The following is a 19,928-nucleotide window of genomic DNA, read 5'->3' as shown; positions in this document are numbered from 1 at the left end:
CCGATGTATGGGACTCATCGGATTTCTTGCTCCGGCGCGCGGCAGGCACCGCAGGCCCACGCCCTTGGCCGCGCACGACCGGCTGACCCGACTGCTCGGCGTACTCGCCGTCACGACCGCCGCGACCCTCGGCCCGGCGACCCCCGCGGCGGCGCGACAAGTGGAGATGGCCCGCACCGGCGCCACGACGGAGCAGCTCTGGCTCCTGGGCGGCATCGCCCTGAGCCTCACGGCCGCGGGCCTCGTCGCCCTCGCCGCCACCCGCGGCCGCCGGGACCCGTGACACGGCCGGGCGGGGGCCGCGCCGGCTCCCCCGGAGCCGCCGCGGCCCCTGCCCGGAACCGGACGTACGCACGTTTGAGCGGCAGCGGTACGGGCTAGGGTTCGGCACATGGTCTCCGACGCAGCCCAGATCCTCGTCGCGTCCAACCGCGGCCCAGTCTCGTACGCGCTGAACGAGGACGGAGAGCTCGACGCCCGCCGCGGCGGTGGAGGACTCGTCTCCGGCCTGTCGGCCATCGGCTCGAACGCCAGGTCGCTGTGGGTGTGCGCGGCCCTCGGCGACGGTGACCGCGAGGCCGTGCGGCGCGGGGTCGGCGAGCCGGGCGTGCGGATGCTGGACATCCCCGCGGCCGTCCACCACGACGCGTACAACGGCATCGCCAACTCGGTGCTCTGGTTCGTCCACCACATGCTCTACCAGACGCCCCTGGAGCCCGCTTTCGGCCAGGAGTTCCGGCGGCAGTGGGGCGCCTACCGGCTCTACAACCGGGCGTTCGCCGAGGCGCTCGCCGCGGAGGCGGCCGACGACGCGGTGGTGCTGGTGCAGGACTACCACCTGGCGCTGGTGCCGGGAATGCTCCGCGAACTCCGCCCGGATCTGCGGATCGGGCACTTCTCGCACACCCCGTGGGCTCCTCCCGAGTACTTCGCGATGCTCCCGGGCGACGTCGCCGAGGAGCTGATGCTCGGGATGCTCGGCGCGGACCGCCTCGGCTTCCTGACCAAGCGCTGGATGCGGGCCTTCCAGAACTGTGCCACCACCGTGCTGGCCCCGTACGACGGGACGTCGGTGTGGCCGAAGGACAACGAGCCGGCCTTCGAGTTCCGCATGGAGGGCCGCGGCCGCCACCGGACCCGGCTCGGGGTGCACGGGCTCGGGGCCGACGCCGGCTTCCTGCGTGAGCGTGCCGCGCGGCCCGACGTCGAGGAGCACCTGGCCGCCCTGCGGGAGCAGACGGGCGAGGGCCGGCAGACGATCGTCCGCGTCGACCGCACCGAACTGTCCAAGAACATCGTGCGCGGGCTGCTGGCCTTCCGGGAGCTGCTGGAGCAGCGCCCCGAGTGGCGCGAACGCGTCGTGCACATCGCGCTCGCCTACCCCTCCCGCCAGGACCTCGCGGTCTACCGCGAGTACACGTCCGAGGTCTCCCGCGTCGCCGACGAGATCAACGCCCAGTACGGCACGGACGGCTGGACGCCGGTCGTCGTCCATGTGAAGGACGACTTCGCCCGCTCGCTGGCCGCCTACCGGATGGCCGACGTGGTCCTGGTCAACCCGATCAGGGACGGGATGAACCTGGTCGCCAAGGAGGTCCCCGTCGTCACCGACCTCGGCTGCGCCCTGGTCCTGTCACGGGAGGCCGGCGCCCACGAGGAACTCGGCGACGACGCCCTCACCGTCAACCCGTACGACGTCAGCGGCACCGCGGCCGCGCTGCACGAGGCCCTGACGATGTCCGCGGACGAGCGTGCCGAGCGTTCCAAGCGCCTGGCGGCGGCAGCGACCGCGCTGCCGCCGCGGCAGTGGTTCCTCGACCAGCTGACTGCGCTGCGCGAGGACGGCTAGAGGCGCTGCGCCAGGGCCGCCAGGAAACCGGCCAGTTGCGCGGGGCCCGGGAGCAACAGGTCGGCGCGCTCCGCGAGTTCGGTGACCTCGCTGCCGCTGCACACCAGCAGGCCGGCCATCCCGTCGGAGCGGAGCTTGTCGACGGCTGCGTACGCGGCGAGGTCGCCGAGATCGTCCCCCGCGTACAGCACGGTCTCCGCGCCGGTCTCGCGTACGTACTCGGACAGGGCGACGCCCTTGTCCATGCCCGGCGGGCGCAGTTCGAGGACCAGGCGGCCCGGTTCCAGGACCAGGCCGTGCCGGGCGGCGAGCGCGGCCAGGGGGTCGCGCAGCGCGTCGAAGGCGGCCTGCGGGTCCGTGGCGCGGCGGGTGTGGACCGCGACGGCGCGGCCCTTCTCCTCGATCCAGGTGCCCTGCCAGGCGCCGATGCCGTCGAGGAAGCCCGGGAGTTCGGCGCGGGCCGCCGCGACCCCCGGGTCGGGGGCCGGCGCGCGGACGGAACCGGTGACGGCGTCCCAGCGTTCCGCGCCGTAGTGGCCGAGGACGACGAGGTGTTCCAGGCCCGGGACGCCGGCGAAGCCGCCGTAGCGGACGGCGACCCCGGCCGGGCGGCCGGTGAGCACCGCGACCGAGGCGACCTTCGGCGCCAGCGCGGCGAGCGCGGGGACGGCGCGCTCATGGGCGCGCGCCTGCTCGGGGTCGGGCACGATCTCGGCGAGCGTGCCGTCGAAGTCGAGGGCGATCACGGCTCTGCCGGGCCGTTCGAGGAGTGCGGCGAGGCCGTCCCGGCCGGCGGCGGTGGACGGCGTCGGCAGGGAGTCTGCTGCTTCTGCGTACGGGGAGCTGCCCATGCCTCCGACCCTAGCGCCCCTCCCGGCAGGCTTTGCCCGTCGCGCGAACATTGCCGGTCACGCCGCTAGCGGCGACTTCTCCTCGCGTCCCGCACCCGGCGAAGCCGGTTGACCGTGACCGGATCGTGGGCGAGGGCGCGCGGGTCGTCGAGGAGGGCGTTGAGCAGCTGGTAGTAGCGGACGGGGGAGATGTCGAGCTGCTCCCTGATCGCCCGCTCCTTGGCGCCGGGTCCGCGCCAGGACCGCCGCTCCATGGCCAGAACGGCGCGGTCGCGCGCGGACAGCTCCCGGCCGCCGGCCGGCCGGTCGTCCGTCGCCGGGTCGTCGGGTCCCTGGTCCTCGGTCATACGATCCAACATATCGGCGCCTTCTGACGTTCGACCGCCCCCTGTGGACAACGCAGGCGGCGCCTACTCCGCGGCCTCGGCCGCCCTGGCGTCCTGGGAGATCCGGGTCAGTGTGCGGGCGGGGCTGCCGCCCGGCCCCACGGCCTCGCCGATGTTCTTCTTGATGTCCTCGCTGGCCGCGGCCCACGAGGTCTTGCCCACCGGCGGCAGCACGGAGCCGGGCAGCACCTCCAGGAACTCCTTGAGGTCCGCGTGCTCCGCGTCGTCCCTCATCGCCTCCTGGGCGGAGACCGTCACCGGAAGCAGGTCGTTCTGGCCGGCGAACTCCAGGACGTTCCGGTCGGTGAAGAGGTAGTCCAGGAACGTGCCGATCTCCTTGCGGTGGCCGTTCTGCTCGAAGCCCATGATCCAGTCGGCGACGCCCATCGACGCCTCGGCCGGACCCTCCCGGCCGGGCAGCGCCACCGTGCCGACGTCGATGCCGGCCTTCTCCGCGGCCTGGAGCAGCGACGGGTGGCCGTTGACCATGCCGACCTCGCCGCGGGTGAAGGCGGCGAAGGCGTCCTTGCGGTTGAGCTTCGCGGGGGAGACCGGGCCGGTGAGCTCAGCGCCGACCAGGTTCTCCTTCAGCCACTCGAAGGTCTCGATGTTCTGCGGGGAGTCGATGGCGTATCTGCCCAGCTCGTCGGTGTAGCCGCCACCGCCGCTGAGCAGCCACATCATCGTCTCCGCCTGGGCCTCCTCCGGACCGAGCGGCAGGGCGAAGGGGTACTTGACGCCGGTGTTCAGCTTGAGCAGCTCCGCGTCGCTCTTCAGCTCCTCCCAGGTCTTGGGGGCGCCGGTGATCCCGGCGTCCTTGAAGAGCTCCTTGTTGTAGAAGAGCAGCCGGGTGGAGGCGACGAACGGCAGGCCGTACAGGGTGCGCTTCATCTCGCCCGCGTCGGTGAGCGGGGGAAGGAAGTTGGACTGGACGGGTATGGAGAGCATCTGGTCGGCGGAGTACAGCTTGCCCGCCGCCGCGTAGTCGGCGTACGCGCCGATCTGGGCGATGTCGGGGGCCTTTCCGGCCTTGACCATCTCGGCGACCTTGCGGTCCACGTCGTTCCACGACTCGATCTGGACGTCGACGTCGATGCCGGGGTTGTCGGCCTCGAACGCGGCCGTCAGGTCGGCCCAGTACTTCTTGCTGCTCTGGCCACCGGCGACGTCGTAGTCCGCGGCGACCAGCTTGAGGGTGACGCCGTCACCGGAACCGCCGGAGGTGCCGCAGCCCGCCAGCGAGACCGTCATTCCGATTGCGGCGACTGCCGCGGTCAGACCCAAGAAGCGCCGCTGCACAGCTCTTCCCCACCCTCTGCTGCTCGTTTTGTCCGTTTGTTCGCAGTCGGTCCCCCGCGACGTCCTGTGAGATGAGGAGCGATCCTCCCCTATCCGGACCATAAGGTCTACACCACTGCGGTCTCACTTTCACAACGCACGCGACTGCGGTACGGGGCCGGCGCGGGGCGCCGTTGCCGCCGCGACACGACGGCTGCTATGCACGTCGGGTCATGACCGCCGCCCCCCGAGGAGCCTCGCCGCATGTCGCGTACCGCAGCAGAGATAGCCACGCAGCCCGCCTGCTGGCGCCGGGCGGCCGAGGCCGCCGAGGGGTTCGAGGGCCTGCCGGGGCAGGGTGAGCGGGTCGCCGTGACCGGCTGCGGGACGTCGTGGTGCATGGCGCTCGCGTACGCGGCGCTGCGGGAGGGGGCGGGACTCGGCGAGACCGACGCGTTCGCCGCCTCGGAGTTCCCGGCGGGCCGCGCGTACGACCGTGTGGTCGTCATCAGCCGCTCCGGCGCGACGACCGAGGTCCTCGACCTGCTCGCCCGGCGCGGCGGCCGGGTGCCCACGCTCGCGCTGACCGCCGACCCCGCGGCGCCGGTCGTACGGGCGGCGGACGCGGCGGCGGTGCTGGACTGGGCGGACGAGGAGTCCGTCGTCCAGACGCGGTTCGCGACGACGGCCCTCGCGTTCCTGCGGGCGGGGCTCGGGGAGCTGCCCGGCGTCAAGCCGGTCGCGCAGGCGGCGGTGGACGCCGAGCTCGCGCTCACCGAACCGCTGCCGGAGGCCGTGGCCACCGCCGAGCAGTGGACCTTCCTGGGGCAGGGCTGGACCTACGGGCTGGCGCTCGAGGCCGGGCTGAAGATGCGGGAGGCGGCAGGCGCGTGGACGGAGGCGTACCCGGCGATGGAGTACCGCCACGGCCCGATCGCCGTCACCCGCCCGGGGCGCGTCACCTGGGTCCTCGGCGCGCTCCCGGAGGGCCTGGCGGGCGACGTCGCCCGCGCCGGCGGCACGCTCGTGGCCCGGCAGGACGCCGACCCGCTGGCGGACCTGGTGCGCGCACAACGCCTCGCGGTGGCCCTGGCCGAGTCGCAGGCCCTGGACCCGGACCACCCCCGCCATCTCTCGCGCAGCGTGATCATCGGCTGACCGCCGCCCGGCCCTGACGGGCCCGCCCGGACTCCCGTTCGGCACTGATACGGGGGTTCGGCCGAGGCCACTGGTTTGTATGGCGTGGCAACAATCTCGGGCAGTGGACTAGACCTATTCCGGGTTCCCCGCCAGACTGTTCACGTGAGACACGTCATCGCCCTCGATGTGGGCGGCACCGGTATGAAGGCTGCCCTGGTCGGGGCGGACGGCGCGCTGTTGTACGAGGCGCGGCGCGCGACCGGGCGGGAGCGCGGGGCGGACGCCGTCGTCGAGTCGATCCTCGGCTTCGCCGAGGACCTGCGCGCCCACGGGCAGCGCCACTTCGGCACGTCCGCCGAGGCCGCGGGCGTCGCCGTGCCCGGCATCGTCGACGCCGAGCAGGGCCTCGCCGTCTACGCCGCCAACCTCGGCTGGCGCGACGTCCCACTGCGGGACCTGGTGAGCCAGAGGCTCGGCTCCGTCCCCGTGGCCCTCGGACACGACGTCCGCACCGGCGGCCTCGCGGAGGGCCGGATCGGGGCGGGCCGCGGCGCCGACCGGTTCCTGTTCGTGCCGCTGGGCACCGGCATCGCCGGCGCGATCGGCATCGACGGCGCCATCGAGGCCGGCGCCCACGGCTGCGCCGGCGAGATCGGCCACGTCGTCGTCCGCCCCGGCGGCCCCGCCTGCGGCTGCGGCCAGCGCGGCTGCCTCGAGACGCTCGCCTCCGCCGCCGCGGTCACCCGCGCCTGGGCCGCCGCGAGCGGCGACCCGGACGCCGACGCCGCCGACTGCGCCAAGGCCGTCGCGGCCGGCGACAAGAAGGCGACCGCGGTGTGGCAGGAAGCCGTCGACGCGCTCGCCGACGGCCTCGTCATGGCGCTCACCCTCCTGGACCCCCGCACGCTGATCATCGGTGGCGGCCTCGCCGAGGCCGGGGAAACCTTGTTCACACCCCTTCGGGCGGCCGTGGCGGAACGCGTCACGTTCCAGAAGCTGCCCACGATCGTCCCGGCGGCCCTCGGGGACACCGCCGGATGCCTGGGCGCAGGGCTGCTCGCCTGGGATCTACTCGCCACGGAGGTAACCGCCTGATGGCCGCCAGCGCCGCTCGCGCCACGAGCACGGTTCACGCCAGAAGCCCGCACCACCCGAAGAGCACCGTCCTGGCCGGTGCCCGCGTGGTGCTGCCGACGGGGACCGTCGAAGGCGGACGGGTCGTCGTCGAGGGCACGAAGATCGTCACGGCGGCGTCCGCCGACGCGTCCGTGCACGACCTGTCCGGCCACTGGGTCGTCCCCGGCTTCGTCGACCTCCACAACCACGGCGGTGGCGGGGCGTCCTTCACCTCGGGCACCGCGGAGGACGTCCTGCGGGGCGTGCTGACGCACCGGCGGCACGGCACGACGACCCTCGTCGCCTCCACCGTCACCGGCGACATGGACTTCCTCGCCCACCGGGCGGGCTTCCTGTCCGAGCTGGTCGAGCAGGGCGACCTCGCGGGCATCCACTTCGAGGGCCCGTTCATCTCCCCGTGCCGCAAGGGCGCCCACAGCGAGGACCTGCTGCGCGACCCGGAACCGGCGGAGGTCCGCAAGCTGATCGACGCCGCCCGCGGCGCCGCCCGGATGGTCACCCTCGCCACCGAACTGCCCGGCGGCATCGACTCCGTACGGCTGCTGGCCGAACACGGCGTGATCGCCGCGATCGGCCACACGGACGCCACGTACGAGCAGACCCGCGAGGCCATCGAGGCGGGCGCCACGGTCGCCACCCACCTGTTCAACGCGATGCCCGCGCTCGGCCACCGGACCCCCGGGCCGATCGCCGCGCTGCTCGAGGACGAGCGGGTCACGGTCGAGCTGATCAACGACGGTACGCATCTGCACCCCGCCGCCCTGGGGCTGGCCTTCCGCAGCGCGGGCGCCGGCCGGGTCGCGTTCATCACGGACGCCATGGACGCCGCCGGATTCGGCGACGGCCGCTACCAGCTCGGGCCCCTGGAGGTCGAGGTCAAGGAAGGCGTCGCCCGGCTCGTCGAGGGCCACTCGATCGCCGGCTCCACGCTCACCCTGGACACCGCCTTCCGGCGCGCCGTCACCGTCGACCGCCTCCCGGTCGAGGACGTCGTCGCCGCCATCTCGGCCAACCCGGCCAAGCTGCTCGGCGTCTACGACAAGGTCGGCTCGCTGGAGACCGGCAAGGACGCGGACCTCGTCGTCCTCGACGCCGGCTTCGCGCTCAAGGGCGTCATGCGACGCGGCGAATGGGTCGTCGACCCCCGAGTGGGCTGATCACGCGACACCACACGGCAGGCGGTTGGTCACCGGGTCTTGGGCCAACCGCCTTCCGTTTGGCATGATCAGAACCCGTACGAGCACGGCATCGGCGTTCTTCGGGGGTGCAGAGGTGATCCTTACGGTCACGCTCAACGCCGCCCTCGACATCACGTACCAGGTCGCCGCCCTCACCCCGCATGCGGTCCACCGCGTCCGCGAGGTCACGGAGCGCCCCGGCGGCAAGGGCGTCAACGTCGCCCGGGTGCTCGCCGCGCTCGGTCACGAGAGCGTCGTCACCGGCTTCGCCGGCGGGCCCACCGGGGCCGTACTGCGCCGGATGCTCGCCCCGCTGGCGCCGCACGACGCGCTCGTCGAGGTCGCCGGCGACACCCGCCGCACCCTCGCCGTCGCGGACGACGCGGCCGGCGACACCACCCAGCTCAACGAACCGGGCCCCACCGTCACCCCCGCCGAGTGGGCCGCCTTCCTCTCCTCGTACGACGCGCTGCTGCGGGACGCGGAGGCCGTGGCGCTGTGCGGCAGTCTGCCGCCCGGCGTCCACGTCGGCGCGTACGCCGAGCTGGTGCGCCGGGCGCGCGCCGCCGAGGTGCCGGTGCTCCTCGACACCAGCGGCGAACCGCTGCGCCGCGGCGTCGCCGCCCGTCCCGACCTGATCAAGCCGAACGCCGACGAACTCGCCCGGCTCACCGGCTCCCGCGAGCCGCTGCGCGCCACCCGAGACGCCCGGCGCCGCGGCGCCCACACCGTCGTCGCCTCCCTCGGCCCCGACGGGCTGCTCGCCGCCACCCCGGACGGCACCTGGCAGGCCACCCCGCCCGAGCAGGTCAAGGGCAACCCGACGGGCGCGGGCGACTCGGCGGTCGCCGGCCTGCTGTCCGGACTCGTCGCGGGCCTCCCCTGGCCAGAGCGGCTGTCCCGGGCGGTGGCCCTCTCGGCGGCGACGGTCCTGGCCCCGGCGGCGGGCGAGTTCGACGCGGCGGCCTACGAGGAGCTGCTGCCGCGGGTCACGCTGGTCGAGCACCCGGCGCCGGCGCCGGGGAAGTGACGCGCGAAGTCCCGGTGAAACGCCGCGTCCCGGCTCGCGCGGGGCGCGGGCGGGACGGGTTTCAGGTGAGGGGTCGTTCAGGGGCCGGGGGGCCTCAGCCCTTCTTCTGGCCGGCTTCGAGCCAGACCTGGTCGAGATACGCCTCGCACTGGTTCCCCTGCTCGCAGGAGATCTTGAGGTCGTTCTTGCCCTTCTCGAGGTTCACGTAGGCGTAGGTGTTGGTCCAGCCCTTCTCCCAGTCGCCTTCCTTCGCCTTGGCGAAGTTCGCCATGTTGATCTCGCGGGGCTCCCCGCTGTTGATCGTCAGGCTGGTCTTGGCGTCCTTGCCGGGCACGCTGTACGTGATGTACATCGTGTACGCACCGGCCTCCGGCACCTCCACCGACCAGGAGGCGGAGCCGCCGACGCCCTGGAACATCACATAGGCGCCGTTGGTGCCCTTGGCGCCCGGCACGACGTCGGCCGCGGCCGCCGCCCCGTCCAGCCGCAGCGTCGCCGCGTCCTGCTTCGGAAGCTCGACGGGCTCCTCCGGCTTGTCCGAGGCGTCGTCGCTGGGCTTGACCGACTCCGCCACCGGCGGCTTGGTGCCGTCCGCGCCGACGCCGGCCTTGTCCTTCTCGTCGCCGCCGGACATCAGCGCCGCGGCGATGCCGATCACGACGACCGCGACGACCGCGATCGCGCCGATCAGCAGGCCCTTGGTGTTGGGGCCGCCGCCCCGGCCGCCGCCGTGGCCGCCGTGACCGTGGCCGCCCGGGGGCGGCACCGGCACCTGACGTGTCTGGGCGGCGGCGCCCGGGTAGGTCTCGGGCGCGGCGTACGCGGCCGTCGGCTGCTGGCCGTACGCCTGCTGCTGCGGGACGTGCTGGCCGTACTGGCGCTCGCCGACCGTGCGGACCTGGTTGTACGAGGTGCGGGGAACCCCGGGCTGCGCGGCCGGACCCGGGTAGCCGTAGCCACCCTGGCGGGGAGGCGTGGCACCCGCCTGCTGCCCGTCGGCGTACAGGTAACCGAACGGGTCTTCGTCCTCGGGCGTGCTCGCGCCGTTGTTCGCGGCCGTCATCCCAGTCACTCCTCACCATCTCGCCAGCACAACGCTGACGCGTGGCGAGCCTACCCGGTTCCATACACCCCATTGGGTGGCATGGGCCTCATCGGATCCGACGACCGCCCGGTCACCAGGCCGGGTACGGCAGAGGTGTGATACATCACCACAGAACCGGACGGTCAACCCGCCCGGCGGTGGACCTTCGAGCGGGACCGCTTCTCGATGTACATCCGCTGGTCCGCCGACTGCAGGATCTCCTCGACGGACATCCCGCAGCTCGCCCAGCCGATGCCGAAGCTGGCGCCCACCCGGACCCCGCGGCCGCCGACCCTGATCGGCAGGATGATCGCGTTCCGCAGGCGTACGGCCAGGTCCGCGGCGTCCGCCGCGCCGAGGCCGTCCGCCAGGACCACGAACTCGTCGCCGCCGAGCCTGGCGACCGTGTCACCGTCCCGCACCCCGGTGGTGAGCCGGCGCGCGACCTCGACGAGGACGGCGTCCCCGGTCTGGTGCCCGAACCGGTCGTTGATCGACTTGAAGCCGTCCAGGTCGCAGAAGAGGACCGCGAGCCCCTTGGCGCCGTCGTCGATCTCGTCGTCCGGCGCCACGGTGTGCACATGGTGGTCGTACGGCCGGGTGCCGACCGCGTCGAAGTCGAAGCCGTCGCTGTGGAAGGTGCGGTCGGTGTCGTACGCGGCGTCGAGCGCCTCGATGTCGGTCGCGTACGCCGCGTGCGGGCGCTCGCACAGCCGGGAGCTGAGCCGGGCGCGCAGCTCGGCGCTGTTGGGCAGACCGGTGAGGGCGTCGTGCGAGGCGCGGTGCGCGAGCTGGAGCTCGTGGCGCTTGCGGTCCTCGATGTCCTCGACGTGGGTGAGCAGGAAGCGGGGTCCGTCGGCCGTGTCGGCGACGACCGAGTTCCGCAGCGACACCCATACGTACGAGCCGTCCCTGCGGCCCAGTCTGATCTCCGCGCGCCCGCCCTCGGCGGAGGTGCGCAGCAGCGTGCCCACGTCCTCGGGGTGGACGAGGTCGGCGAAGGAGTAGCGGCGCATCGCGGAGGCGGGGCGGCCGAGCAGCCGGCAGAGCGCGTCGTTGGTGCGCAGCAGCCGGCCGTGCTGGTCGCCGCCCATCTCGGCGATGGCCATGCCGCTGGGCGCGTACTCGAACGCCTGACGGAAGGACTCCTCACTGGCCCGCAGCGCCTGCTGCTCGCGCTCGAGGCGGACGAGGGCGCGCTGCATATTGGCGCGAAGTCGTGCGTTGCTGATGGCGATCGCGGCCTGCGACGCGTACATCTGCAGCGCCTCCTGGCCCCAGGGGCCGGGGCGGCGGCCGTTGCGCGGGCGGTCGACGGATATCACGCCGAGCAGTTCGCGCCCTCCGCCGGAGGCGTACATGGGGGCGTAGAGACGGTCCTGCGGGTGCCACTCGTCCTCGAAGCGGGGCTCGGGGCCGTCGGTGTGCCACTGGGGCACGTCGTCCTCGATGAGCACCCAGCCCTCGGTGTGCGGGATGAAGCGCAGGTCGCCCCACGCCTCGCCCATGGACAGGCGGCGGTCCCACGAGGGGCGGGAGCCGACCCGGCCGGTGATCAGCGCCTCCGCGGCGGCGCTGCCGGCGAATGCGGCGACGACGAGGTCACCGTCGGGGCGGACGAGGTTGACGCAGGCCAGTTCGTAACCCAGGCCGACGACGATTCCGTCGGCGACGGTCTGCAGGGTGTCGGCCAGGCTGCGGGCCGTGTTGAGCTCCGCGACGACCCGGTGCAGCTGCCGCAGGGTCGCAAGACGGACATAGGGCTCCGACTCGGTCTCCATCGCTCGCTCTCCCCGAGACCTCGACAGCAAACTCCAGGGCGTCTGATTGGCGTACTTGTAGCGGTATCCCGGCCACTGAATCACAGCGAGCAGCCCGCTCGGTACACAGGGTCAACAAATACTGTCCTCTGTGACTCAAGTCACATCAGGTGATGAACGGTCAGATGAGGTGGGGTGCCTGGCCCCCTGCTACCCAGGCGTCAATTATTGAACACAAAACCATTGGTCCGTACTCATGGTTACGCGTGCTCCTGGGGCTGCGGACCTAGGACCCGGCTGGTCCCAGCGGCCGATGCGGCGGCGAAGCGGCCGCCACTAGCGTTCGCTGTGTGTTGCACACGACCTCCGCACCGACCGCGTCCGCCATCCCGCATCCTGAGGGGGTGAGCAACGAGGAATTCCGTGCCGCCATGTCCCGACTCGCCGCCGGCGTGGTGCTGGTGACCGCGCACGACGCCGACCACGGGCCGCGCGGTGAGGACGTGGGGATGACGGCCACGGCCTTCATGTCCGTCTCGCTCGACCCGCCGCTGGTGCTCGTCAGCCTGCGCAACGGCTCGCGCATGGACGACCTGCTCGCCGAGCAGCCGCTGTGGGGCGTGTCCGTGCTCTGCGAGAACCAGCGGCAGATCGCCGGGCGCTTCGCGATGAAGGGGCGGTTCAGCGACCGCCTGCTCTTCGACGACCTGGCCCACGAGCGGGGCGAGGTGTGCGGGTCGCCGCTGGTGGTGGGCGCGCTCGCGACGCTGGAGTGCCGTACGGAGCAGCGGGTGGAGGCGGGGGACCACACGCTGGTGATCGGCCATGTCCTGAAGGCGGGCCTCGCCGACCACGCGGCGGGACCGCTCACCTACTTCCGGGGGCGGTACCGGCAGTTGGGGTGAGGGGCGCCGGGGGTCCGTGGGCGGGGCGCCGGGGGTCCGTCGGCGGGGCACCTGGGTCCGTCGGCGGGGCGGGGGCGGCCGATCCGGCGGCCTCGTCCGCGGGGCGCGCTACCAGTCGCGGCCCGAGCGGCCACGCTTCCGCTCCGCGCGGTGCTTCTTCTCCCGCAGCCGGCGCTCATTGATGCCCCGCGGGATCTTCGTCGGCCGGCGGGGGCGCGGCGGCGGGGCGGTCGCCTCGGCCAGCAGCGAGGCCAGACGCACCGCCGCGGTCTCCCGGTTGCGCCACTGAGAGCGGTGCTCCGAGGCGCGTACGGCGATCACACCACCCACCAGCCGGCCCGCGAGCCGCTCCAGCGCGCGTTCCTTCCAGACCGGCGGCAGCGCCTCGGTCCTCGCCAGGTCGAAGCGGAGCTCCACCTGCGAGTCGCTGGTGTTGACGTGCTGGCCGCCGGGCCCCGACGACCGGGAGAAACGCCAGATGAGCTCCGCCTCCGGCAGGGAGACGGAACCGCGGATGATGTAGGGCCCGGACATGACATCCATGGTCCCGTGTGCGGCGCGGTACGTCATCCTCTTTTGGGCACAGAAGGAACCTGACGGTCCCCTCCCCGCGTTATGACCTGTGACGGTAGCTTCGGGAGGACCCGCAAGCCCGCAGAATCGAATTGAAGGGGACTTCCCAATGGCAGTAAGCCTGTCCAAGGGCGGCAACGTCTCGCTCACCAAGGAGGCGCCGGGCCTGACCGCCGTCACCGTCGGCCTCGGCTGGGACGTCCGCACCACCACCGGCACGGACTTCGACCTCGACGCGTCCGCGATCGGTGTGAACCCGGCGGGCAAGGTCGCTTCCGACGCCCACTTCGTCTTCTTCAACAACAAGGCGACGCCGGACCAGACCATCGTCCACACCGGCGACAACCGCACCGGCGAGGGCGGCGGCGACGACGAGCAGATCAACGTCAACCTGGCGGGCCTGCCGGCCGACGTCGACAAGATCGTCTTCCCGGTCTCGATCTACGACGCCGTCACCCGCAGCCAGAACTTCGGCCAGGTGCGCAACGCCTACATCCGCATCGTCAACCAGGCCGGCGGCGCCGAGCTCGCCCGCTACGACCTGAGCGAGGACGCCGCCACCGAGACCGCCATGGTCTTCGGCGAGCTCTACCGCAACGGCGCGGAGTGGAAGTTCCGCGCCGTGGGTCAGGGGTACGCCTCCGGACTCGAGGGCATCGCCCGCGACTTCGGCGTCAACCTCTGACGCGGCCTCACCCAGCAGGGCCCCGGCTCCGGCCGGGGCCCTGCCGCGCTCCCGGGGCCGCCCCGGGGCACGGCCCTCGGCGCGCCGCGCCGGCTCAGCGGCCGAGCGCCGCCACGCCCGCCCGCGCGAACTTCTCGTCCAGGTCGCCGCTCGGCGCGCCCGCCACCCCGATGCCCGCGACCGGCGCACCCTTGACCTGCACCGGCGCGCCGCCGCCGAGGAACAGCGTGCCCGGGATGTCCTTCAGGTTCGGGGCCTGCTCCAGACGCTTCGTCAGCTCGGAGGTGGGCGCGTTCCACGACACGGCCGTGTACGCCTTCTTCTCCGCCGACTCGTACGACTGCGGGCCCGCGCCGTCGCCGCGCAGAGTGACGATCGTGTTGCCGTTGCGGTCGACGACGGCGACGGTGACGCGCTGGTTCTCCTTCTCCGCGGCGTCAAGGGCGGCCTGCGCGGCCCTGGTGGCGGCGTCGATGGTCAGATGCGTGGACTGCTGGAGGCCGCGGTCCGAGACGTCGGCGGTGACGGCGGCCCTGGACTCGGCGGCCGGGGCGGAGGCGTTCGCCGAAACCGCGCCGAACGTACCGGCGGCGACGACGGCGGCGGTGACGGCGCCGATCATGGTCTTCTTCATCTGGAGTGGCTCCTTCACGAGGGCGGGGGATCCGCCGTGGTTGTCGTTCCGCCATCGATCCTCCGGCCGCGCGGCGCCCCGCCCGGTCAACGCTCCGGCTGCCGCTGCCGCGCATGATGGACGACACGGGGGTCGGCCGATCGGTTGATGCCCGCGTGGTCCCGCCGGGTCACGATGCACAGACGGGGCCGGGCAGGACGAGCGAGGAGACGGTGGTGCGGCGGGAGCACGTCCGGGACGATCAGCAGGCCGACGAGCGGGACCCCGACGCTCGCTGGCTGGCCGGGGTGATGCACACGGCGTTCTTCCTGCTGCTCGGCGCCTCCCTCGCCCGCTATCTGCTGCGCCATCCCTGGGAGTTCCGCTCCCCGTGGATCATCGGCCTCTCGGTGGCCCTCGCGATCCTCTACACGGTCGGCCCGGTGTTCGGCCCGCGCGCCACACCCCGCCGGCTGTGGTGGCTGTTTACCGTCGTGGCCGTCTGGGTCGTCCTCGTGGTCCTCGCGCCGAGCTTCGCCTGGTGCGCCGTCCCCCTCCTCTACACCGGACTGCGCGCCCTGCCGACCCGCGCGGCCATCGCCCTGGTCGCCCTGCTCACGCTGTTCGTCGTCGCCGCACAGCTGCAGCTCGCGGACGGCGGCTTCGACCCGAACCTGATCCTCGCCCCGCCCTCCGTCGCCGCCGTGGCGACGGCCGTCTTCGTCCACGCCGAACGGCTCGCGGAGCGCCGTCGGGCGCTCATCGACGACCTGGTCCGCACCCGCCGCGAACTCGCCGCCACCGAACGGCGGGAGGGCACCCTCGCGGAACGCCAGCGGCTGTCCATGGAGATCCACGACACCCTGGCGCAGAGCCTGTCCAGCCAGCAGATGCTGCTCCAGGCCGCCGACCGCACCTGGGACACCGACCCGTCCACCGCGCGCGGCCATGTCCGCACCGCCGAGTCGATCACCGAGCGCAGCCTCGCCGAGGCCCGCCGGTTCGTCCACGACCTCGCCCCGGCGGACCTCGCCGAGGGCGGCAGCCTGCCGCAGGCGCTGCGCACCCTGGCGGCGCGGGAGACGACCGGCACCCTGACGGTGCGTTTCCACCTCGACGGGCCCGACATCCCACTGCCCCAGCCGGCCCAGTCGGCGCTGCTGCGGATCGCGCAGGGCGCACTGGCGAACGTGCGGGAGCACGCGGACGCGAGCACCGCGACGCTCACGCTCACCGTCCTCGACGACCAGGTCGTCCTCGACGTCGCGGACGACGGCCGCGGCTTCGACCCGACCGCCGCCCGGCCCGGCGCGGCACCGCCCACCGGCCCGCGCGGGCACGGCCTGCCCGCGATCCGGGCCCGTACGGACCAGCTCGGCGGCACCCTCACCATCGAGTCCGCACCCGGCGAAGGCACCGTACTGTCCGCCGCGATCCCGTTGGAGGCCCGCCCATGACCGCCGTCCGCATCCTGCTCTGCGACGACCACGCCGTCGTACGCGCCGGACTGCTCGCCCTGATCGGCAGCGAGGCCGACATCGAGGTCGTCGGCGAGGCCGGCAGCGGCGAGGAGGCCGTCGCCATGGCCGCCAAGCTGAAGCCGGACGTCGTTCTGATGGACCTCCAGCTGGGCGCGGGCATCGACGGCGTCGAGGCCACCCGCCGTATCGCCTCGCCCGACATCCATGTGCTGGTGCTGACCACGTACGACACCGACGCCGACATCACCCGCGCCATCGAGGCGGGCGCGACCGGCTACCTCCTGAAGGCCGAGCGGCCGGAGGAACTGTTCGCCGCGATCCGCGCGGCCGCGCAGGGGCGGACCGCGCTCTCCGCGCCCGTCGCGAGCCGCGTCATGGACCGTATGCGCGGGGCCGCCGGACCGTCGCTGACCGACCGGGAACGCGACATCCTCGGCCAGCTCGCCCACGGCCTCGGCAACCGGGAGATCGCCCGCGCCCTGTTCATCAGCGAGGCGACCGTGAAGACGCACCTCGGCCGTATCTACGCCAAGCTCGGCGTCGACACCCGGGCCGGCGCGGTCGCCGTCGCGAAGGAGCAGCGGCTGCTGCCCTGACGCGGCGGCCGGGGTGCCGCGGTGGCCTCGTTGGCCGCCGCCCCGGCGTACGGCCCCGGGGCCGACCTGGGGGAGCACGTCTGCGCAGCCGCCCAACCTCGCACCTACGCCCGCGAGCCGACCGCACTCCCCCGTGCGGCGGAGACGGTCCGCCGCACGAGGCGAGGCGGCGAGGTGCCCGCCCCCGCCAGGCTGTACGCCATGACCACCACCGACTCGGCCGCGGTCGCCGCCCCCGTCTCCCCCGCCCCCCGCTGGGCCCGCCGCGCCGCCCACGCGATCGCGCTGTGCGCCGTCCCCTCCGGTCTGTGGCGCATCGCCATGGCGAGCGGCGTCCACGTCGGCTACAGCGACCAGGTGCTGCGCGACGCCTTCGGCATCCCCGGCTGGGGCATCGCCTACGTCGTCGGCCTGGCCGTGGTCTCCGAGCTCGCCGCCCTGTTCCCCCTGCTCCTCGTCAGCGACCGGTGGCAGCCGCTGCGCCCGCGCACCCTCGCCGGCCTCGCCTGGACCGCCTCCGTCCTGACGATCGTCTTCGCGCTGTCACAGGTGGTGGTGCTGTTCACCGTGGAGAGCCGGACCTATCTGTCGGGCACCGCCGAGACCGTCTGGGCCCTGTGCTTCGGACCGCTCGCCGCCGTCCCGTTCCTGCTGACCGCCGTCACCTGGTCGTACGGCAGGCGCCGCCGGGCATGACACCATCGACCACGTGCTCGACATCGGCTACTCCCTCTCGCGCCGCTTCCCCGACCCGCCGCAGACCGACTACCGGCGTGCGGACGTGCAGGCGCTGCGCCACGACCTCTTCTGCGGCGACGTCTACCTCGCCGACACCAAGGAGGACCGGGAGGTGTCCACAGCCTGGGGATGGGTGCCGGTGCTCGACTTCGCCTGGGCGCTGTGCGACATCGTCGAGCAGCTCGACCGCGACCCCCTCGGCAGCCGCCGGGCCAAGCCGATACACGCCGAGCTGGACTTCACCGAGTCCAGCGACCGGATGCTCTTCGAGCGCCGCTTCGGCTGGGTCGACGTCGAGGCCGACTGGATGCCCGGCGACGAGCCGCCCCTCACCTTCAACCACGGCGAACTCCGCCGTGAGGCCCGCGACTTCCTGCACGACCTGATCGCCGACCTCACCGACATGCACGAGGGCCTCGGCGACAACCCGGTGGTCTGGGACCTCCAGGCGCGCTTCCCCCGCATCGCCTGACCGGAGCGCCGCCGACCAGCGCGCCGCCCGACCGAAGCGCCGCCGACCGAAGCGCCGCCCGACCGAAGCGCCGCCGACCGAAGCGCCGCCCGACCGAAGCGCCGCCGACCAGAGCGCCGCCCGACCGAAGCACGGCCCGGTTCCACCGCCGGGCCCGCTGCACCGCTACTCCACCCGCACGCCGATCTGCGCCGCGAACGCCGGTGCCAGGTCGAACAATTGCCCGTGGCTGATCACCGCACCCGCCAGCCGCTCCACCCCACGGGCGATGTCGAGCTCCGTCGCCCCCCGCAGGTCCACGTCCTTCATCCGCACCGCCGTGAAGTCCGCCTGCCGCAGCGAGCAGTCCCTGAACTCGACCCTCTCCAGCCGGGCACCCCCGAAATCCGCCTCCGACAGCACACAGCCGTCGAACACCACATCCGTCAGTCTCGCCTCCCGAAGATTCAGATAGTCGATCTTCCCGCCCCGCAGCACCACCCCCGTCAACACCGCCCCGTGCAACTGCGCCCCGCCCAGCCGCGCCTCCCGCACCTCCACATCCCGCAGCGACGCCCCCGCGAGGTCCGCCCCCACCCCCCGGACGCCCTCCAGCAGACAGTCCACGAACCGCGCGCCGCCCAGCCCCGTCCCGTCCAGCGCGCACTCCCGCAGCGCGCAGTCGATGAACCGCGCCCCCGCTCCCGTCTGTCCCCCCAGGTCCAGCCCGGAGAACTCCACCCCGTCGTAGTCCCCGTCCGGCTCCAGCGCCCCGCCCCCGAACGCCTCGAGCCGCGGCAACCGCACCTGCGTCACCCTCGCCGCCACCACCGCCGGCCTGCGCGCCTTCGCCATGACCCCACAGTGACATGCGCCACTGACAACGCCCCTCCGGCCGTCCGATGTCACGCCGCGCGGCCCCCGGTCCGTCCCAGTCGTGAGAGAGCGTCGAGCGAAGCAGGAGAGAGACACCATGCAGGAGATCACCGTCATCGGCGGCGGTTTCGCCGGTCTCACCGCGGCCGTCACCGCCGCCGAGTCCGGCGCCCGCGTCTTTCTGTACGAGGCCCACCACACCCTGGGCGGACGCGCGCGCACCAGCGAGGGCACCTACAGGACCAACGACGGCCCGCACGCCCTCTACCACCGCGGTCCGCACTGGACCTGGCTCAAGCAGCGCGGTCTCCTCGGCCCGCTCGCGCCGCTGCCGCCCCTCGAAGCCACGCGTCTGCGCTTCCGGCGTGACGGCGCGCTGCGCAGGACGCCGCCGCTCGCCATGCTGCGGCTCGCCCGCCGCCCCCCCGAGGCGGCCCCCGTCGACATGGACTTCCTGAGCTGGGCCGGCTCCGTCGCCGGCGAGGAGGCCGCCCGCGCCGCCGCCCACTACATGGGCGTCGCCCTCTTCCACCACGACCCCGGCTCACTGTCCGCCGCGTTCGTCCAGCAGCGGCTGCGCCGCGCCACCGCCCTCCCGCCCGAGGCCCACTACCCGCGCGGCGGCTGGGGCCAGGTCCTCGAACGGATGGCCGCCCGCGCCTGGGACCTCGGCGTACGCATAGAGACCACGTCCCGCGTCGACGCGCTGCCCGAGGGCCACGGCCCCGTCGTCGTCGCCACCACCCTCGACGCGGCCCGCCGTCTCCTCGGCGACGACACCCTGCGCTGGCCCAGCGGCCGCACCGCCCTGATCGACCTGGCGCTGCGCACCCGGCGCGGCGACCCCTTCGCGATCTCCGACCTCGACGCCCCCGGCTGGCTGGAACGCTTCACCGCCCAGGACCCGACGCTGGCCCCCGCCGGGGAGCAGCTCCTCCAGGGCCAGTTGCCCATCGGCCCCGACCGGTCCAAGGCCGACGGCATCGCCCACGCGGAAGCCCTGCTCGACCTCGGCTTCCGCGGCTGGCGGGAGCGGACCGTCTGGCGGCGCGAAGCCGTCGCGAGCGGCCGCACCGGAGCCGTCGACCTGCCGGGCACCACGTGGCGCGACCGCCCCGCCGTCGACCGCGGCGACGGGGTGTATCTGGCCGGGGACCAGGTGGCCGCCCCCGGCCTGCTGTCCGAGGTGTCGTTCAACAGCGCGCTCGAAGCCGCATCGCTGGCGCTGCGCGGCAGCCGGCGCCCGGCCGCCCGCAACCACCTTGACCTCAAGCGGACTTGAGGTTGAAGAGTGGGGCTCCCAGGCTCGGCGGTGCC

Annotated in this window: 21 protein-coding genes; 13 read left to right on the top strand and 8 right to left on the bottom strand. The window is 73.4% G+C overall.

Going from position 1 to position 19,928, the window contains the following annotated elements; genetic code table 11:
* The first annotated feature begins 7 nt into the window (after nt 1-7).
* Together ACFYOP_RS06050 and ACFYOP_RS06045 are read left to right on the top strand one after the other, a co-directional pair.
* Nucleotides 8-283 (top strand): hypothetical protein, encoded by a 276-nt coding sequence (locus ACFYOP_RS06050; RefSeq protein WP_356898906.1) that lies wholly within the window; start codon nt 8-10, stop codon nt 281-283.
* Between the two features lie 108 nt (nt 284-391).
* Complete coding sequence (locus tag ACFYOP_RS06045; protein WP_356898905.1) at nt 392-1,849, top strand: trehalose-6-phosphate synthase; 1,458 nt, start codon at nt 392-394, stop codon at nt 1,847-1,849.
* Here ACFYOP_RS06045 and otsB read toward each other — a convergent pair.
* The 3 genes from otsB to ACFYOP_RS06030 all read right to left on the bottom strand — a co-directional run bounded on the left by otsB (nt 1,846) and on the right by ACFYOP_RS06030 (nt 4,337).
* Nucleotides 1,846-2,700, bottom strand: coding sequence for a trehalose-phosphatase (otsB, locus tag ACFYOP_RS06040; RefSeq protein WP_356898904.1), 855 nt, complete (start codon nt 2,698-2,700; stop codon nt 1,846-1,848). The genes ACFYOP_RS06045 and otsB overlap by 4 nt on opposite strands.
* A 65-nt stretch (nt 2,701-2,765) precedes the next feature.
* Nucleotides 2,766-3,047, bottom strand: coding sequence for a DUF3263 domain-containing protein (locus ACFYOP_RS06035; RefSeq protein ID WP_356898903.1), 282 nt, complete (start codon nt 3,045-3,047; stop codon nt 2,766-2,768).
* Nucleotides 3,048-3,110: 63 nt separating this feature from the next.
* Complete coding sequence (locus ACFYOP_RS06030; RefSeq protein WP_356898902.1) at nt 3,111-4,337, bottom strand: extracellular solute-binding protein; 1,227 nt, start codon at nt 4,335-4,337, stop codon at nt 3,111-3,113.
* A 291-nt stretch (nt 4,338-4,628) separates the two neighbouring features.
* Between ACFYOP_RS06030 and ACFYOP_RS06025 the strand changes: the two genes are divergently transcribed.
* The 4 genes from ACFYOP_RS06025 to ACFYOP_RS06010 all read left to right on the top strand — a co-directional run bounded on the left by ACFYOP_RS06025 (nt 4,629) and on the right by ACFYOP_RS06010 (nt 8,849).
* Nucleotides 4,629-5,522 (top strand): sugar isomerase, encoded by an 894-nt coding sequence (locus ACFYOP_RS06025; RefSeq protein WP_356898901.1) that lies wholly within the window; start codon nt 4,629-4,631, stop codon nt 5,520-5,522.
* Between the two features lie 144 nt (nt 5,523-5,666).
* Nucleotides 5,667-6,599, top strand: a complete 933-nt coding sequence (locus ACFYOP_RS06020) for an ROK family protein (protein ID WP_356898900.1) — start codon at nt 5,667-5,669, stop codon at nt 6,597-6,599.
* Nucleotides 6,599-7,798, top strand: a complete 1,200-nt coding sequence (gene nagA, locus ACFYOP_RS06015; RefSeq protein ID WP_356898899.1) for an N-acetylglucosamine-6-phosphate deacetylase — start codon at nt 6,599-6,601, stop codon at nt 7,796-7,798. Before ACFYOP_RS06020 ends, nagA begins: the two co-directional genes overlap by 1 nt.
* A gap of 115 nt (nt 7,799-7,913) precedes the next feature.
* Nucleotides 7,914-8,849 carry a 1-phosphofructokinase family hexose kinase gene (locus ACFYOP_RS06010; protein WP_356898898.1) on the top strand — a complete coding sequence of 312 codons (936 nt, stop codon included), beginning with the start codon at nt 7,914-7,916 and terminating at the stop codon, nt 8,847-8,849.
* A gap of 94 nt (nt 8,850-8,943) precedes the next feature.
* Here the strand turns inward: ACFYOP_RS06010 and ACFYOP_RS06005 are convergent, their stop codons facing one another.
* A complete protein-coding gene (locus tag ACFYOP_RS06005; protein ID WP_356898897.1) occupies nt 8,944-9,912 on the bottom strand; it encodes a carbohydrate-binding protein in 969 nt (322 codons plus the stop codon).
* A gap of 164 nt (nt 9,913-10,076) precedes the next feature.
* Nucleotides 10,077-11,714 (bottom strand): diguanylate cyclase CdgB, encoded by a 1,638-nt coding sequence (gene cdgB / locus ACFYOP_RS06000; protein WP_356898896.1) that lies wholly within the window; start codon nt 11,712-11,714, stop codon nt 10,077-10,079.
* 383 nt (nt 11,715-12,097) lie between these two features.
* Here cdgB and ACFYOP_RS05995 point away from each other — a divergent pair, with 383 nt between their 5' ends.
* Nucleotides 12,098-12,598 (top strand): flavin reductase family protein, encoded by a 501-nt coding sequence (locus tag ACFYOP_RS05995; RefSeq protein WP_356898895.1) that lies wholly within the window; start codon nt 12,098-12,100, stop codon nt 12,596-12,598.
* Between the two features lie 108 nt (nt 12,599-12,706).
* Here the strand turns inward: ACFYOP_RS05995 and arfB are convergent, their stop codons facing one another.
* The gene (gene arfB / locus ACFYOP_RS05990) at nt 12,707-13,141 is read right to left on the bottom strand and encodes an alternative ribosome rescue aminoacyl-tRNA hydrolase ArfB (protein ID WP_356898894.1); all 435 of its coding nucleotides are present in this window, start codon (nt 13,139-13,141) and stop codon (nt 12,707-12,709) included.
* A gap of 139 nt (nt 13,142-13,280) precedes the next feature.
* Here arfB and ACFYOP_RS05985 point away from each other — a divergent pair, with 139 nt between their 5' ends.
* The gene (locus tag ACFYOP_RS05985; RefSeq protein WP_356898893.1) at nt 13,281-13,856 is read left to right on the top strand and encodes a TerD family protein; all 576 of its coding nucleotides are present in this window, start codon (nt 13,281-13,283) and stop codon (nt 13,854-13,856) included.
* Nucleotides 13,857-13,950: 94 nt separating this feature from the next.
* Here ACFYOP_RS05985 and ACFYOP_RS05980 read toward each other — a convergent pair whose 3' ends face one another.
* Nucleotides 13,951-14,490 (bottom strand): heme-binding protein, encoded by a 540-nt coding sequence (locus ACFYOP_RS05980; RefSeq protein WP_356898892.1) that lies wholly within the window; start codon nt 14,488-14,490, stop codon nt 13,951-13,953.
* A 290-nt stretch (nt 14,491-14,780) separates the two neighbouring features.
* Between ACFYOP_RS05980 and ACFYOP_RS05975 the strand changes: the two genes are divergently transcribed.
* Genes ACFYOP_RS05975 through ACFYOP_RS05960 form a run of 4 tightly spaced genes read left to right on the top strand, consistent with a single transcriptional unit; the run spans nt 14,781 to nt 17,756 of the window.
* Nucleotides 14,781-15,926, top strand: a complete 1,146-nt coding sequence (locus tag ACFYOP_RS05975; protein ID WP_356898942.1) for a histidine kinase — start codon at nt 14,781-14,783, stop codon at nt 15,924-15,926.
* A complete protein-coding gene (locus ACFYOP_RS05970; RefSeq protein ID WP_356898891.1) occupies nt 15,923-16,546 on the top strand; it encodes a response regulator transcription factor in 624 nt (207 codons plus the stop codon). Before ACFYOP_RS05975 ends, ACFYOP_RS05970 begins: the two co-directional genes overlap by 4 nt.
* Nucleotides 16,547-16,567: 21 nt before the next feature.
* Nucleotides 16,568-17,242, top strand: a complete 675-nt coding sequence (locus ACFYOP_RS05965) for a hypothetical protein (protein ID WP_356898890.1) — start codon at nt 16,568-16,570, stop codon at nt 17,240-17,242.
* A 13-nt stretch (nt 17,243-17,255) separates the two neighbouring features.
* On the top strand, nt 17,256-17,756 hold the full coding sequence (locus ACFYOP_RS05960; protein WP_356898889.1) for a hypothetical protein: 501 nt from the start codon (nt 17,256-17,258) through the stop codon (nt 17,754-17,756).
* A gap of 165 nt (nt 17,757-17,921) precedes the next feature.
* Here the strand turns inward: ACFYOP_RS05960 and ACFYOP_RS05955 are convergent, their stop codons facing one another.
* A complete protein-coding gene (locus ACFYOP_RS05955) occupies nt 17,922-18,590 on the bottom strand; it encodes a pentapeptide repeat-containing protein (protein WP_356898888.1) in 669 nt (222 codons plus the stop codon).
* A 118-nt stretch (nt 18,591-18,708) separates the two neighbouring features.
* Here ACFYOP_RS05955 and ACFYOP_RS05950 point away from each other — a divergent pair, with 118 nt between their 5' ends.
* The gene (locus tag ACFYOP_RS05950; protein ID WP_356898887.1) at nt 18,709-19,893 is read left to right on the top strand and encodes an FAD-dependent oxidoreductase; all 1,185 of its coding nucleotides are present in this window, start codon (nt 18,709-18,711) and stop codon (nt 19,891-19,893) included.
* The last annotated feature ends 35 nt before the right edge of the window (nt 19,894-19,928 follow it).

The sequence above is a fragment of the Streptomyces sp. NPDC006294 genome, assembly GCF_042870895.1.
Taxonomy (GTDB): Bacteria; Actinomycetota; Actinomycetes; order Streptomycetales; family Streptomycetaceae; genus Streptomyces.
The sequence above is the reverse complement of the archived record's forward strand: the minus strand, read 5'-3'. Positions and strand labels throughout refer to the sequence as shown.